This is a genomic window from Undibacterium sp. GW821-FHT11B02, from assembly GCF_058808955.1.
In genome coordinates, this window is record NZ_JBXASD010000009.1 from 70,418 (window position 1) to 85,190 (window position 14,773).

Sequence of the window (14,773 nt, forward strand, 5' to 3'; positions counted from 1 at the left end):
TCATGAGCAAAGAATGGCCCTTGTGGGAAGTATTCATCCGCAGCCAGCACGGCCTGGCGCACAAGCATGTGGGCAGCCTGCACGCGCCGGATGCGGAAATGGCAATCAACCATGCACGCGATGTGTATACGCGCCGCAATGAAGGTGTCAGCATCTGGGTGGCACGTGCAGGCGATATTTTTGCCAGCAGCCCCGGTGACAAAGAGGCCTTGTTTGAGCCATCGGACAGCAAGGTGTACCGTCACCCAACTTTCTTTCCGATGCCGGACGAAGTCAAGAATCTGTGATTGAACTGCGCCAACACATAGCCACATAATTTCTGGAGAATTGACATGTCAGCGGATGAGCACAATCGCAAGTTCAATTATGTTTTACGTTTGGCAGACAATGTCATGATACTGAGCCAGCGCCTGTCGCAATGGTGTGGCAAAGGACCAGCGCTGGAAGAGGACATGGCACTGGCCAATGTCGCCCTTGATCTGATAGGTCAGGCCAGACTGTGGTATGCCTATGCGGCAGAACTGGAAGGCAGGGGACGTACAGAAGACGACCTGGCTTTCTTGCGTGACGCACACGACTTCCATAATTTCTTGCTGGTCGAACAGCCGAATGGCAGCTATGCAGATACCCTGATGCGGCAATTCTTGTTCGATGCCTGGCATTACTACTATTTGCAAGCACTGAAGCAATCTAAGGATCAGCAGATTGCTGCCATCGCAGAAAAGTCCTTGAAAGAAGTTACTTACCATTTACGTCGCAGCAGCGATCTGGTGGTCCGTCTTGGAGATGGTACTGATGTAAGTCACAAAATGATGCAGACTGCACTGGAAGAACTCTGGCGATTTACTGGTGAATTGCTCATGGATGATGGCGTCGATGACACCATGCATGCAGCAGGCGTCGCGCCCTTGCCGTCGGCATTGAAAGTCGCCTGGGATACCCATATTGCCGATGTTTTGCACACGGCTACCTTACGCCTGCCCGATGCAGATAGCTGGATGCACAAAGGTGGCAAGCAAGGCGTGCATACAGAACACATGGGTTACCTGCTGGCAGAAATGCAGTTCCTGCAGCGTGCTTATCCGGGGGCGCAATGGTAGTTGCCAAGGTAGATGCACTCGCTCCACCTGCCAGCGCAGCACAGATCTGGCAATGGCTGGGAGAGGTCAGTGATCCTGAAATACCGGTCATTTCTGTGACAGACCTGGGCATTATCCGCGCCGTGGAATGGCAGGGTAAGGAATGCGTGATCACAATTACCCCCACTTACTCTGGTTGCCCGGCCATGGACGTAATTGCCGATGAGATTGGAAAAACATTGCAGATGTATGGCATCAACAAACACAGCATTGTTTATCAATTGTCACCCGCCTGGAGTACAGACTGGATGACAGAAGCAGGCAAGAAAAAACTCAGCGGCTATGGCATTGCCCCACCACAGCAGCAAGTGGTGGATATCTCATCCATACAACGTTATCGTGAAGCGCAGCCAGCCATCGCTTGCCCGCAATGCGGTTCTGTCGATACCCAACTGGTCAGTCAGTTTGGATCAACAGCCTGCAAGGCCCTATACAAATGCCGTACTTGCCTTGAGCCTTTTGATTACTTCAAACCGCATTAGCGAATAATAAAAAATAATTGGAGACCTCAGTACATGAGCAAATTTTATCCCCTGACGGTCAGTCAGATACGACCTGAAACCCGGGATGCGGTAGTATTAAGCCTTGCCGTACCAGCCGACTTGCAAGCGAACTTCGCCTATAGAGAAGGCCAGCACCTGACCTTGCGTGCACAGATTGATGGTGAAGATGTGCGGCGCTCGTATTCGATTTGTTCTGCGGTACAGGATGGGCAATTGCGTGTCGCCGTCAAACGTGCGCAGGGCGGCGTATTTTCCAATTGGGCGCATGACAACTTGCGTGTTGGCATGCATATTGATGTCATGCCTGCCATGGGGCATTTCAATCTTCCCCTGGCTGCTGAGCACAAAAAAAATTATTTGGCATTTGCTGCTGGCAGCGGTATCACGCCCATACTGTCCATCATCAAAACAACGCTGCAAAGCGAACCACACAGCAGGTTTACTCTGGTATACGGCAATCGCGCATCATCGACAGTCATGTTCAAGGAAGAACTGGCGGCGCTGAAAGACAGTTACCTGCAACGCCTGAACCTGATCTACATTATGAGCCGTGAGCAGCAGGATATAGACTTGTTCAATGGCCGCATCACAGCAGAAAAATGCCTGAGCCTGTTTGATAAATGGATACGAATTTCTGACATGGATGCCGCCTTTATCTGCGGGCCGGAAGAAATGATGCATGCCGTCAGTGCAGCCTTGCAGCAAAGCGGCATGCCCAAAGACCATATCAAGGTTGAGCTATTTGCCGCCAGCATACCGGCGTACCGGCATGTCGCCAGCACCAAGCCTTTACCTGGAAAATCATCTTGCGCCGTAACCATCATCGTGGATGGACATCACACCCACTTTGATATGGAAAAAGACCATGAATCCGTGCTGGATGCTGCCCTGAAGCTGGGGCATGATATGCGTTATTCCTGCAAGGGTGGAGTGTGTTCCACCTGCCGCTCCAAAGTAGTGGAGGGCAAGGTCGATATGGACAGGAATTACGCCCTTGAGGATTATGAAGTGGCGCGTGGATTCGTGCTGACCTGCCAAAGCTTTCCCGTCAGCGATACCCTGACCCTGGATTTTGATAGCGAGAATTGAATGGACTATTCCCATATTCTGTTTCACATCAGCGAAGGCATTGCCTATCTGACCCTGAACCGCCCAGAAAAACTCAATAGTTTCAACGTTGCCATGCATCTGGAAATACAGGATGCACTGGCAACGTTACGGGCCGATGCCTCGGTTCGTGTCATGGTGTTAACCGGCGCTGGACGCGGCTTTTGTGCTGGCCAGGATTTGTCTGATCGTGCGGTGAGTGCGGACGCCGCTCCGCCAGACCTCGGTGCATCAGTTGAAAAATATTATGCGCCGCTGGTGCTGGCCCTGCGCGCTTTACCCATGCCCGTCATTTGTGCCGTGAATGGTGTGGCAGCAGGTGCCGGGGCCAATCTGCCGCTGGCCTGCGACATCGTGCTGGCAGCACGTTCTGCCAGTTTTGTTGAAGTCTTTTGCAAGCTGGGTTTGATACCGGATACCGGCGGCACTTACTTCCTGCCGCGTGCACTGGGAACTGCCAGAGCCATGGGTGCAGCCATGCTGGGTGGAAAAATAAGTGCTGAACAAGCAGAGCAATGGGGCCTGATCTGGAAATGTGTGGATGACGACCAACTGCAAACCGAAGCCTTGGCTTTGGCGAGACATTTTGCATCTGCGCCGACCAAGGGCCTGGCCTTTACCAAGCAGGCAATCTACGCCAGCCCGCAACATACGCTTGAACAGCAACTGGTACTGGAAACAAGCATGATGCGTGAGCTGGGGCAGAGCGAAGATTATCGCGAAGGTGTTGCGGCGTTTGTCGAGAAGCGCACGCCAAAATTTGTCGGCAAATAATCTGGAATGTAATGCCTTTACCTGGAGGAACAGTATTGATGAATACACCAGCTAATCAAGCAGATAAGCAAGTCTGCAAAGACAGTCAGCACATGGCAGAACTCACTGCCGCCGCCATGTTTGCCAGCGATGCTGCAACACGTGGGCTGGATATACAAATTGTGCATGTAGGTGAGAGCACGGCAACACTCAGCATGCTGATCAAACCCAATATGCTGAATGGACATAAGACTTGCCATGGTGGTTATCTGTTTACCCTGGCCGACAGTGCATTTGCCTTTGCCTGCAATAGCCGTAACCATGTGACAGTTGCTGCCGGTTGCAGCATAGAATATCTGTCACCTGGACGTGAAGGAGATGTCATTACGGCGACCGCGACCGAGCAATCATTGACTGGCCGTACTGGCGTTTACGATGTGCGCCTCACCAATCAGAATGGACAGTTGATTGCCCTGTTTCGCGGCAAGTCGCACAAGCTGAATGCGGAAGTGGTGCCTGGTCTGGTGTTGCAAGAGAACACAATTCCAAGCTGAGACTGCGTATTGCCTTCAATCATAAGACAACGAACAAACCAAGTGACTAAGTTGAGTAAATAAGCTGAGTAAATAAGCTGAGTGAGCAGGAGACAAAAGATGGCAGACAACACAGATAGAAAAATAGCTACGGGCCTGGACGCAATAGAAACCGCCAGCAAGGATGAATTGCAAGCCCTGCAATTGCAGCGTCTGAAATGGACTTTGCACCACGTGTACAACAATGTGGCACACTATCGCGCCAGTTTTGATGCGGCGGGTGTACATCCCGACGATTTGAAAAACCTGGCTGATCTGGCGAAGTTTCCCTTCACCGGCAAGAAGGATTTGCGCGACAACTATCCCTTCGGCATGTTTGCCGTACCGCGTGAAAAAGTGGTCAGGGTACATGCTTCCAGCGGCACCACGGGTAAACCTACCGTGGTCGGCTATACCCAAAAAGACATTGATACCTGGGCAGGTTTGGTGGCCCGCTCTATCCGCGCTGCCGGTGGTCGTGCCGGGGATATTGTGCAGGTTTCGTATGGCTATGGCCTGTTTACCGGTGGCCTGGGTGCGCATTACGGGGCAGAGCGCCTTGGTTGTACAGTCATCCCCATGTCGGGAGGGCAGACTGAAAAGCAGGTGCAACTGATACAGGATTTTCAACCTTCCATCATCATGGTCACACCTTCTTATATGCTCAACATCGTAGAAGAAATGACGCGCCAGGGGATTGATGCCGCCAACACTTCGCTGCGTATAGGTATCTTCGGTGCCGAACCGTGGACTGATGCCATGCGCAGTGAAATCGAAATGCGCGCCGGTATCGATGCCGTTGATATTTATGGTTTGTCAGAAGTCATGGGGCCCGGTGTCGCCAGCGAATGCATAGAAAGCAAAGATGGGCCGGTGATTTGGGAGGACCATTTTTATCCGGAAATCATTAACCCGGATACCGGAGAAGTGCTACCCGATGGCGAAGAGGGGGAACTGGTGTTTACTTCACTGAGTAAAGAAGCTTTCCCTGTCATACGCTATCGTACGCGCGACCTGACACGTTTGCTGCCTCCAACTTCGCGAACCATGCGCCGCATGGGTAAAATCACCGGGCGCACTGATGACATGCTCATTATCCGGGGGGTGAATTTATTCCCCAGTCAGGTAGAAGAACTGATACTCAAACATCCGCAACTGGCACCGCAATATCAACTGATAGTGACGCGTGACGGGCATATGGATAAGCTCGATATTCTGGCTGAATTGCGTCCTGAAATATCAGGGCAATTGTCTGTACATGAGGTAGAAAGTCTGCACCAGCAGCTTGAGCACCATATCAAAACCTTTATCGGCGTCAGTTGCAAGGTCAGCATACTGCCAGCCAACAGCATAGAGCGCACTTTGGTGGGCAAGGCCAGGCGGGTTGTAGACAAGCGCCCCAAGGCCTGAATGAAAAATACTAACCTATAGAGACCAGGATAATCATTATGGAAGCATGGATATGTGATGCAGTCAGAACCCCATTCGCCCGTTACGGCGGTGCCATGTCCGGTATACGTACCGATGACCTAGCGGCCCTTCCGATCAAGTCATTAATGGAGCGCAATGCCAGCGTGGACTGGAAACTGGTGGATGATGTGTATTACGGCTGCGCCAATCAGGCAGGTGAAGACAATCGCAATGTTGGCCGCATGGCTGCACTGCTGGCCGGTTTGCCGGTAGATGTGCCAGCCAATACCATTAACCGTTTATGCGGTTCCAGCCTGGATGCCATAGGCATAGGTGGGCGCGCTATCAAATCTGGCGAAGCGTCGCTGATCATTGCTGGTGGGGTAGAGAGCATGACGCGCGCACCCTTTGTCATGGCCAAGGCCGACAGCGCTTTTTCACGTGCGGCAAAGATAGAAGATACGACGATAGGCTGGCGTTTTGTGAATGCTTTAATGAAGGCGAAATACGGTATTGATTCCATGCCGGAAACCGCAGAAAACGTGGCCGAACAATTTGGCATCAACCGCGCTGATCAGGATGCCTTTGCTCTGCGCAGCCAGCAACGCTGGGCCGCGGCCCACGCCGCCGGCTTTTTTGCCGGCGAAATCATCACCGTCAGCATCCCGCAAAAGAAGGGCGATGCCATCCTGTTCAGCACCGATGAACATCCACGACCCGATACAGACATCGCCATGCTGGCCCGCCTTAAAGGCGTGGTCAAGCCGGATGGCACAGTCACTGCCGGCAATGCATCCGGCGTGAATGACGGTGCCTGCGCCTTGCTGCTGGCTTCAGACGCTGCGGTAAAACAGCACGGTTTGACACCACGCGCACGTATCGTCGGCATGGCCACGGCAGGTCTGGCACCACGCATCATGGGTTTTGGGCCGTCGCCGGCAACACGCAAATTGCTGGCGCAAACGGGGTTGAGTCTGGCGCAAATGGATGTGATCGAGCTTAACGAAGCCTTTGCTGCACAAGGCCTGGCAGTCACGCGTGATCTTGGTCTGGCTGACGATGCTGCGCATGTCAACCCGAATGGTGGCGCGATAGCGATAGGGCATCCGCTGGGTGCATCCGGTGCACGCCTGGTGACGACTGCATTGAACCAACTGGACCGCATCAAAGGCCGTTATGCCCTGTGCACTATGTGCATAGGTGTGGGGCAGGGTATTGCGCTGATAATAGAACGTGCCTAGAGCCAAACAAAAGGACATGGCATGACGATATACGCAATCGATGGTCTGATACCGGTAGTGCACCCCACTGCTTATGTGCACCCCAGCGCCACACTGATCGGCGATGTGATTGTCGGGCCTGGCTGTTATATCGGCCCTTCGGCCAGCCTGCGTGGTGACTTTGGTCGCATCGTCTTGGAAGAAGGTGCAAATGTGCAGGATACCTGCGTTATCCACGGCTTTCCCGATAGTGATACGGTGGTGGAGCAAGATGGGCATATCGGTCATGGTGCAGTCCTGCATGGCTGTCATATTGGAAAAAACGCGATGGTGGGCATGAATGCCGTGGTCATGGACAAGGCCGTCATCGGAGAATCATCCATCGTCGCTGCCATGTCCTTTGTCAAAGCCGGTATGGATGTGCCACCACGCAGCCTGGTGATGGGGGCACCAGCCCGCATTGCGCGTGCCTTGCGTGATGAAGAAATCGCCTGGAAGACTGAAGGCACGGCGCAATACCATGCGCTGACTCGCCGTTCACTCGCCAGCATGCAGGAAGTGGAAGCCCTGACTGCCGTTGAAGAAAACCGCCCGCGCATCGCGCTGGCAGCAGGCTTGCCAAGCTACGGCACCAAGTCCTGATCCTGACAAACCTCATTATTTAAAAGAGTAGCTCATGAAGATTTTGCAAAGCTGGATAGCTGGTGGATGGACGGGTGCAGAACCTCAACAAGTTTTGCATAGCGCCATTGATGGCAGCGCGATTTACGCCAGCCATGCTGAAGTATTGGACTTTGGCGCAGCACTGACTTATGCAAGACAGATCGGCCTGAAGAATTTGCTGGCCCTGGATTTTCAGCAGCGTGCTTCCATCCTGCGCGCTCTGGCCAAATACCTGACCGAACATAAAGAAGATCTGTACGCCATTTCATCCCACACTGGTGCGACGCGCAGTGATAGCTGGATAGATATAGAGGGCGGTGCAGGAACCGTATTTGCCTACGCCAGCATAGGTACGAATGAATTCCCGTCTGGGAATGTGGTGCATGAAGGACCGGCCATACCATTGGGTAAACAAGGGCATTTTTCTGGCACGCATATCCTGGTGCCGCGCCAGGGTGTGGCAGTGCATATCAATGCCTTCAATTTTCCAGTCTGGGGTTTGCTGGAAAAATTTGCCCCCAGTTTTTTGGCTGGCATGCCTTGCATAGTCAAACCTGCAACCGCAACATCGTATCTGACCGAGGCTCTGGTCAGGCAAATTCATGCCAGCGGTTTGCTGCCTGAGGGCAGTCTGCAACTGATCATCGGTTCCACCGGCAATCTGCTTGATTTGCTGGAAGAAACTGATGTCGTCACCTTCACCGGTTCTGCTACTACGGCGGCACAATTGAAGGTGCATCCAAATATCGTGCGCCGTTCTATTCCCTTCAATGCCGAAGCCGATTCATTGAATTGCGCGATACTCGGGCCGGATGTTGCGGCCGGTGATGAAGAATTGGATTTGTACGTGAAGGAAGTGGTGCGTGAAATGACTGCCAAGTCCGGGCAAAAATGCACAGCCATACGCAGGGCCATGGTGCCTGCTGCACAGTTGGATGCAGTAGCAGAAAAAATTCGTGCCCGGCTGGATAAAACCGTCGTCGGTGACCCACGCATTGAAGGTGTGCGCATGGGGCCACTGGCCAGCCGCGCACAGCAGCACGACGTGCTTGCCAGCATTGAGCAACTGGCAGCAGGCAATCAAATTATCTGTGGTGGCACCGTACCTACGCAATTGCAGGGCGAAGGGCTGGAGCAGGGTGCTTTTGTCGCGCCGACCCTGATCGTCTGCCGCCAACCCATGCAAAATCAGGCTGTGCATGAGATTGAAGCCTTCGGTCCGGTAACCACCCTGATGCCTTACAAGGACATGCAGGAAGCATTGACCTTGGCCGCAAAAGGCTGTGGCAGCCTGGTGGCTACCCTGGTCACCAAAGATCCGCATATTGCTGCGCTGGCGATACCGCATATGGCGGCAAGACATGGTCGTCTGATGATATTGAATGCCGAATCGGCACCAGAATCAACCGGCCATGGCTCACCCTTGCCACAATTGAAACATGGCGGTCCTGGCCGTGCCGGTGGTGGTGAAGAACTGGGTGGCAGCCGAGCCGTCAAACATTACATGCAAAGAGCTGCCGTGCAGGGTTCACCCACCATGCTGGCAGCAGTCACGGCAGAACATGTACGTGGTGCGGCTGTACTGGAATCCGACATCCATCCTTTCCGCCGTTATTTTGAAGATTTACAAATAGGTATGTCCTTGCTGACCCACAGGCGCACCGTCGGTGAGGCTGATATAGTTGCCTTTGGTGGTTTGTCCGGCGATTATTTCTACATGCATTTTGATGAGATAGCTGCTAAAGAAAGTCCTTTTGGCAAGCGTATTGCGCATGGTTATTTTGTACTGTCAGCCGCTGCCGGTTTATTTGTTTCCCCTGCGCCAGGTCCGGTATTGGCCAATTATGGACTGGATACCCTGCGTTTCATCAAGCCTGTCGGTATAGGCGACACCATACGCGCCCGTCTGACTTGCAAGCGTAAGATAGACAGGCAAAAGAAAGATGCCAAGGGTGTGGGGCAGGGCGTGGTAGCCTGGGATGTGGAAGTGACTAATCAGAGCAATGAACTGGTCGCATCCTATGATATTTTGACATTGGTGGCCAAAAAAGCAGGTGTTATTGCATAGCTCTTAAAATTTCGCCAAAAAATTAACATGACTTGCTTACGCCAAACTTGCCAATTTCAAGCAAGGCAGCTTTTTGTTAACAATATCTAAATGATGCTGAAGCGATACGGATAAAGTGAACTTTTCCAGATTGATCTGATACTATTTCTGGAACAGGACTTATTCCACCCACCATACTTGACCTTTTAATACCGACGCTTATCCCATGGACATGTTCGTTACTGATGACGAAGTAAAGCAATGGGAATGCGAATTGCCATGTTTGCAAGGGCAAGAACTGCTGCAAATGATGGTAACCTTGGCTTGGCACATGCGCCAGCGTGACACAGCTAAAGCTCTGAAACTGGCGGATGCGGCAGAGAGCTTGCTAAGTGAACTGTCGCAGCTTAACCCTGCCAGCAATACAGAGCCTCAATCCTGCTTGTCGCATGCCAGATTATTGCTGGTGAGGGCAGAAGTTGCATGGCTTTTCAGTGAGTTTGATAATGCGCATCAATTGGCAGAAACAAGTTTGCAATTGTCTGCACATGAAAGAACGCGCGATACGGCCCTGCTGGCTGCAGACGCCCACTATTTGCTGGCCTGCGTTGGTTTGCTGAAAGGTGAAATGCAGATGATGGAGGTAGAGGCTGAACGGGCGATTTTATTTGCCCGACAGGCTCAGGATAGCATGCGCGAACTGGTGGCTGAAACCGTGCTGTCGAATCTGATGGTATTGCGTAATCTACCACGTGCCATAGAGCGTTGGGGTGCACAACGTAATCCGGCAACGGCGGGTGACGACCCATTTGTGAATAGCTACGTCAATGAATTTTTAATTTATACCTCTTCCCTCAGCAGCGACTTTGCACAGTCGGCAGCGCGTGGCATACAGGTATTTGAAGTCGCCCGGCGGTATGGACAAAAAAGGCGTCTTATTAGCGTCGCCAGCAATATCGGCGATGCTTTCAATAGTATGCGTGATCACCAGACTGCCTTGCGCTGGATACAGGAAGGTTTGAATCTTGCCAGGGAAACCGGTTGGCCTAACAGTATCGCCAACTGCCTGATTCAAATGTCAGAAACCCTGCGTCGTCTTGGGCGGCTTGATAGCGCCAGAGAAATGCTGGAAAGCGCTTTTCCTATCTTGAATAATGTTGTTGGCTCACGCTCGCATTTGTTGGCCTTGCGTTGCCTGGGGGATTTGTCGCTGGATCGTGGTGATTTCGATACAGCGTTGAAGAGTTTCTCTGAACTGATTTTTTGGGCTGACAATAAAGATCACCTGGATTTCCGGATAGGCTCTCGCCGGGGCTATGCGGCAGCGTTATCTCAATTGGGGCAGGCACAAGAAGCGCAATTGGCTGCGCTGGAGGCGCTGGAACTGGTGCGACACAGTAAAGACAGTTATCGCCATGTCGAAGTCTTGCGGGTGCTGGCTGCCTTGCATGCGCGTCATTTTTTACCGCCACCTGAGGATATGCAGGCTGCCAGTGCCCCGCTTTATTATTTGGGTATGGCAATGGATATTGCCAGTCATATTGGTGGTTTTACGGTGCCGGGCGAACTCTATCAGGAACTGGCAAATGCTTATGCCGCAACAGGTAGCTATAAAGAAGCTTATGAGTATAGCCGTGAAGCCATAGCTGCAAGCGAAAAAATCCATAATCAAGAGGCCGCGAATCGTGTCAACGCCATGCAGTTGAGTCAGCAGACTGAACTCATGAAGGCAGAAGGCGAACACCTGCGCCAACTGGCTGCAGCTGAGGCAGAACGGGCTGAAGTTTTGCAGCAAACCAGCGCCGTGCTGGAAAAACTGGGTGCGATAGGGCAAGAAATTACTGGTAGTCTGGACGCAGCTGCCGTCTTTGATGCACTTAACCGCCACGTACATGATTTACTGCATGTCACCGCCTTCGTCATTTATTTGATGAATGATGACCAGCTATCCATGACTTCAGCTTTCGGTGTGGAAAACGGTGTGCCGATAGAACACGATACCGTCTATATGCACAGTACCGTATCCAATTCGATACGCTGTGTGAAGGAAAGACGTGAAATTTCCATAGAACTTGGTGGCGAAGACGATTTGCCAAGCCATATTCCTGGTACGGAAAAAGTACACAGCATGCTGTTTGCGCCGTTGATCATCGGTGACAGGGTGCTGGGGGCTATGACCATACAATCATCGAAACAGTTTGTCTATGGCGCACGCGAAAAAATGATTTTCCGTTCCCTGTGCGCCTATGGTGCAATTGCCTTGGGGAATGCCGACGCCTATCTGCGATTAAAGCAAACGCAAGAACATTTGCTGGCACAAGAAAAACTGGCTGCGCTTGGTTCACTGGTAGCTGGTGTCGCGCATGAGCTTAATACTCCGATAGGTAATTGCCTGCTGGTTGCCAGTACTTTGCAGGATGGCAGCAAAGTCTTGCATGGCAAATTGCTAGGGCAAACCTTGCGTCGTTCTGACCTGAACAATTTTTGCGAAGAAGTCAAAATGTCGTCAGAAATCCTGATGCGTGGGTTAAGCAGTGCTGCTACCCTGGTCAGCAGCTTCAAGCAAGTGGCAGTGGACCGCACTTCGGAACAAAGGCGCAGCTTTGATTTGCGCCAGGTTCTGCACGACATCATTGCTACGCTAAATATACGCATTACCCAGACTGGCCATACCATTGAACTGAATGTGCCCTATAACATCCATATGGATAGTTATCCTGGCTCGCTGGGGCAGGTTATCAGCAACCTGGTAGAAAATTCCATCTTGCACGCCTTTGATCATGTCGAATCTGGCCACATGCGTATTGATGTGTCACTGCTGGACGATCAGCACGTGTTGATCGGTTTTTCAGATGATGGTGCTGGCATTCCGGAAGAAAATCAAAAGCGCATTTTTGATCCTTTTTTTACAACCAAGCTGGGCCAGGGAGGCAGTGGCCTGGGTTTGAATATTTGCTATAACATTACAACTTCGATATTGCATGGACAATTGAGCGTCAAAAGCAGTATTGGGGGCGGTACCAGCTTTTTCCTGGATTTGCCTTTAGTGGTTTGAGGGTAGTAAGTGACAGGCTGGTATTCCGAAGTAAAAAAGGCATGTTTAATAAATATTGGTTTGCGTAAATTTTTTGTAAAAACAACTCCTGAATTTGATGCTTGTCAAGCACCGTTTTTTTGTTGTACTTACTTGAAAATAATCGCGGAATCACCTATTGTGCAATGCACCAATAATAACAAGGTACACAATTGGCTAATCAACACACAAAAAGCAGCCTGGCAGGCTTAACTCTGGCTGCTGTCGGCATCGTATATGGCGATATAGGAACAAGCCCTCTTTACACGATGAAAGAGGTGTTCTCAAAAGAACATGGCTTACCACTTAATGAAGCGAATATTTTCGGCGTAGTCTCGCTGATATTGTGGGGTCTGCTGATTATCGTCGCAATCAAATATGTCACCCTGATTTTGCGCGCAGACAACCGTGGTGAAGGCGGTATCATGGCCCTGACTGCGTTGGCACTGGAATCTGTCGGTAAGTCTTCCAAGTGGCATTTCACACTGTTGGTCCTGGGTTTGTTTGGGGCAGCGTTGTTTTATGGCGACGGTGTTATTACACCAGCCATTTCTGTTTTGTCAGCTATAGAAGGGCTGGAAGTGGCAACGCCTGCTTTTACGCCCTATGTGGTGCCGATTACGCTGGTGGTGCTGTTGTTACTGTATTCGGTGCAATACAAAGGTACAGCCGGTATAGGTAACTGGTTTGGTCCCATCATGGTGGTCTGGTTTTTGGTGCTGGCAGCCATGGGTGCGTACAACATTCTTAAGATGCCAGGCATTTTATGGGCGCTTAATCCAATACATGCATTCGCCTTTTTGACGGAGCATAAAATGCTGGCATTTCTGGCACTAGGTGCTGTGGTGCTGGCATTTACTGGTGCCGAAGCCTTGTATGCAGACATGGGACACTTTGGCGCCAAACCTATCCGCGGAGCCTGGTTCATGATTGTGTTCCCGTCGCTGGCCCTGAATTACCTGGGGCAGGGTGCCTTGTTGCTGGCGAATCCGGCAGCAGTTGACAATCCCTTCTATCAACAACTGGGCGCGTGGAGTGTTTATCCACTGGTGATTTTGTCTACGGTCGCTACTGTAATTGCGTCGCAGGCGACAATCTCTGGCACCTTCTCCATGACCAAGCAGGCCATTTCCCTGGGCATCATGCCACGGATGGAAATCGTGCATACCTCATCCAATGAAATCGGGCAGATTTATATTCCTGCAGTGAACTGGCTGCAATTGGTCGTAGTGGTTGCTGCAGTAGTTGGTTTTGGTTCTTCGTCCAACCTGGCTTCTGCCTACGGTATTGCTGTTACAGGCACCATGCTGGTGACATCGCTGCTGACTTTCTTTGTGATCCGCTACGGCTGGAAATATAACCCTTTGCTGTGTTATGTGGCGACTGGCTTCTTCCTGTTCATAGATTTTTCACTGTTCTCTGCCAATGCGCTGAAGTTCTTCCACGGCGGCTGGTTCCCGGTCGTGCTTGGCCTTGTCATGTTTACCCTGATGATGACCTGGAAACGTGGGCGCGAACTGGTGTTTGATAATCTAAAAAAACACGCCATCCCGCTGGAAGATTTCCTGGAATCTTTGTTCGTCTCACCACCGGTGCGGGTAGCTGGTACTGCAGTATTCCTGCGCGGTGAAGCCGACGGCGTGCCGCATGCCCTGCTACATAACCTGTCACACAACAAGATACTGCACGAGCGCGTTATCTTCCTGACGCTGCACAATAGGGAAATCCCCTGGGTGCCAGACGCCCAGCGCGTCAAGGTGACAGATCTGGGTAATGCCTGCTTCCAGATTGACGTGTTCTATGGCTTCAAGAATGAACCAGATATCCCTGCTGCGCTGGCACTGTGCGAGCAATTTGGACTGACATTTGAATCGTTGGCAACTTCGTATTTCATCTCGCGCCAGACCATTATTTCTACCCCCGGCAGTGGCATGGCCGCGTGGCGCGAAAGTGTTTTTGTCGCCATGTCCCGTATCGCCCGTGATGCGGCTGACTATTACCAAATACCCAGCAACCGCGTTATTGAAGTCGGCGCACAGGTGGAAATCTAAAAAGTGGCAGCAGGGGGCTTATAAAATAAAAATGCCTATGCTATAATCTTGGTCTTTCGCGGCTGTAGCTCAGCTGGATAGAGTACTTGGCTACGAACCAAGGGGTCGTGGGTTCGATTCCTGCCAGCCGCACCAGATTTAAAGGGACTAGATGAAAATCTAGTCCCTTTTGTCTTTTGGGATTTGGTTTGTTGTCGGGTTTACTGAGTTAATCTGATTGGCATGAATGACTTGC

12 protein-coding genes and 1 tRNA gene are annotated in these 14,773 nt (G+C 51.6%); all 13 read left to right on the top strand.

Going from position 1 to position 14,773, the window contains the following annotated elements; all coding sequences use genetic code 11:
* The first annotated feature begins 2 nt into the window (after positions 1 to 2).
* The 13 genes from paaB (at position 3) to AC1RVX_RS19600 (ending at position 14,673) form a co-directional block, all read left to right on the top strand.
* Entirely contained in the window at positions 3 to 287 is a 285-nt protein-coding gene (paaB, locus tag AC1RVX_RS19540) for a 1,2-phenylacetyl-CoA epoxidase subunit PaaB (RefSeq protein WP_493218276.1), read from the top strand.
* A 45-nt stretch (positions 288 to 332) separates the two neighbouring features.
* Entirely contained in the window at positions 333 to 1,100 is a 768-nt protein-coding gene (gene paaC / locus AC1RVX_RS19545; RefSeq protein ID WP_493218277.1) for a 1,2-phenylacetyl-CoA epoxidase subunit PaaC, read from the top strand.
* Positions 1,094 to 1,621, top strand: a complete 528-nt coding sequence (paaD, locus tag AC1RVX_RS19550; RefSeq protein WP_493218278.1) for a 1,2-phenylacetyl-CoA epoxidase subunit PaaD — start codon at positions 1,094 to 1,096, stop codon at positions 1,619 to 1,621. The genes paaC and paaD overlap by 7 nt, the downstream gene beginning before the upstream one ends.
* A gap of 33 nt (positions 1,622 to 1,654) precedes the next feature.
* Positions 1,655 to 2,731, top strand: coding sequence for a 1,2-phenylacetyl-CoA epoxidase subunit PaaE (paaE, locus tag AC1RVX_RS19555; RefSeq protein ID WP_493218279.1), 1,077 nt, complete (start codon positions 1,655 to 1,657; stop codon positions 2,729 to 2,731).
* Entirely contained in the window at positions 2,732 to 3,523 is a 792-nt protein-coding gene (gene paaG, locus AC1RVX_RS19560; RefSeq protein ID WP_493218280.1) for a 2-(1,2-epoxy-1,2-dihydrophenyl)acetyl-CoA isomerase PaaG, read from the top strand.
* Positions 3,524 to 3,561: 38 nt separating this feature from the next.
* The gene (gene paaI / locus AC1RVX_RS19565) at positions 3,562 to 4,056 is read left to right on the top strand and encodes a hydroxyphenylacetyl-CoA thioesterase PaaI (protein WP_493218281.1); all 495 of its coding nucleotides are present in this window, start codon (positions 3,562 to 3,564) and stop codon (positions 4,054 to 4,056) included.
* A 99-nt stretch (positions 4,057 to 4,155) separates the two neighbouring features.
* Positions 4,156 to 5,484 carry a phenylacetate--CoA ligase PaaK gene (gene paaK, locus AC1RVX_RS19570; protein ID WP_493218282.1) on the top strand — a complete coding sequence of 443 codons (1,329 nt, stop codon included), beginning with the start codon at positions 4,156 to 4,158 and terminating at the stop codon, positions 5,482 to 5,484.
* A gap of 38 nt (positions 5,485 to 5,522) precedes the next feature.
* Positions 5,523 to 6,725 (top strand): 3-oxoadipyl-CoA thiolase, encoded by a 1,203-nt coding sequence (gene pcaF, locus AC1RVX_RS19575; protein ID WP_493218283.1) that lies wholly within the window; start codon positions 5,523 to 5,525, stop codon positions 6,723 to 6,725.
* 21 nt (positions 6,726 to 6,746) lie between these two features.
* The gene (locus tag AC1RVX_RS19580; RefSeq protein ID WP_493218284.1) at positions 6,747 to 7,346 is read left to right on the top strand and encodes a phenylacetic acid degradation protein PaaY; all 600 of its coding nucleotides are present in this window, start codon (positions 6,747 to 6,749) and stop codon (positions 7,344 to 7,346) included.
* A 34-nt stretch (positions 7,347 to 7,380) separates the two neighbouring features.
* Entirely contained in the window at positions 7,381 to 9,435 is a 2,055-nt protein-coding gene (gene paaZ / locus AC1RVX_RS19585) for a phenylacetic acid degradation bifunctional protein PaaZ (protein ID WP_493218285.1), read from the top strand.
* Positions 9,436 to 9,640: 205 nt separating this feature from the next.
* On the top strand, positions 9,641 to 12,469 hold the full coding sequence (locus AC1RVX_RS19590; protein ID WP_493218286.1) for an ATP-binding protein: 2,829 nt from the start codon (positions 9,641 to 9,643) through the stop codon (positions 12,467 to 12,469).
* A gap of 191 nt (positions 12,470 to 12,660) precedes the next feature.
* Positions 12,661 to 14,538 (top strand): potassium transporter Kup, encoded by a 1,878-nt coding sequence (locus tag AC1RVX_RS19595; RefSeq protein ID WP_493218287.1) that lies wholly within the window; start codon positions 12,661 to 12,663, stop codon positions 14,536 to 14,538.
* 58 nt (positions 14,539 to 14,596) lie between these two features.
* A tRNA-Arg gene (locus AC1RVX_RS19600) sits at positions 14,597 to 14,673 on the top strand.
* The last annotated feature ends 100 nt before the right edge of the window (positions 14,674 to 14,773 follow it).

Excerpts from the sequence above, each read along its gene's own strand:
- paaD (WP_493218278.1), top strand. The coding sequence starts at position 1,094 with ATGGTAGTTGCCAAGGTAGATGCACTCGCTCCACCTGCCAGCGCAGCA.
- paaE (WP_493218279.1), top strand. The coding sequence starts at position 1,655 with ATGAGCAAATTTTATCCCCTGACGGTCAGTCAGATACGACCTGAAACC.
- pcaF (WP_493218283.1), top strand. The coding sequence starts at position 5,523 with ATGGAAGCATGGATATGTGATGCAGTCAGAACCCCATTCGCCCGTTAC.
- paaG (WP_493218280.1), top strand. The coding sequence starts at position 2,732 with ATGGACTATTCCCATATTCTGTTTCACATCAGCGAAGGCATTGCCTAT.
- paaC (WP_493218277.1), top strand. The coding sequence starts at position 333 with ATGTCAGCGGATGAGCACAATCGCAAGTTCAATTATGTTTTACGTTTG.
- paaK (WP_493218282.1), top strand. The coding sequence starts at position 4,156 with ATGGCAGACAACACAGATAGAAAAATAGCTACGGGCCTGGACGCAATA.
- AC1RVX_RS19590 (WP_493218286.1), top strand. The coding sequence starts at position 9,641 with ATGGACATGTTCGTTACTGATGACGAAGTAAAGCAATGGGAATGCGAA.
- AC1RVX_RS19580 (WP_493218284.1), top strand. The coding sequence starts at position 6,747 with ATGACGATATACGCAATCGATGGTCTGATACCGGTAGTGCACCCCACT.
- paaZ (WP_493218285.1), top strand. The coding sequence starts at position 7,381 with ATGAAGATTTTGCAAAGCTGGATAGCTGGTGGATGGACGGGTGCAGAA.
- paaB (WP_493218276.1), top strand. The coding sequence starts at position 3 with ATGAGCAAAGAATGGCCCTTGTGGGAAGTATTCATCCGCAGCCAGCAC.
- paaI (WP_493218281.1), top strand. The coding sequence starts at position 3,562 with ATGAATACACCAGCTAATCAAGCAGATAAGCAAGTCTGCAAAGACAGT.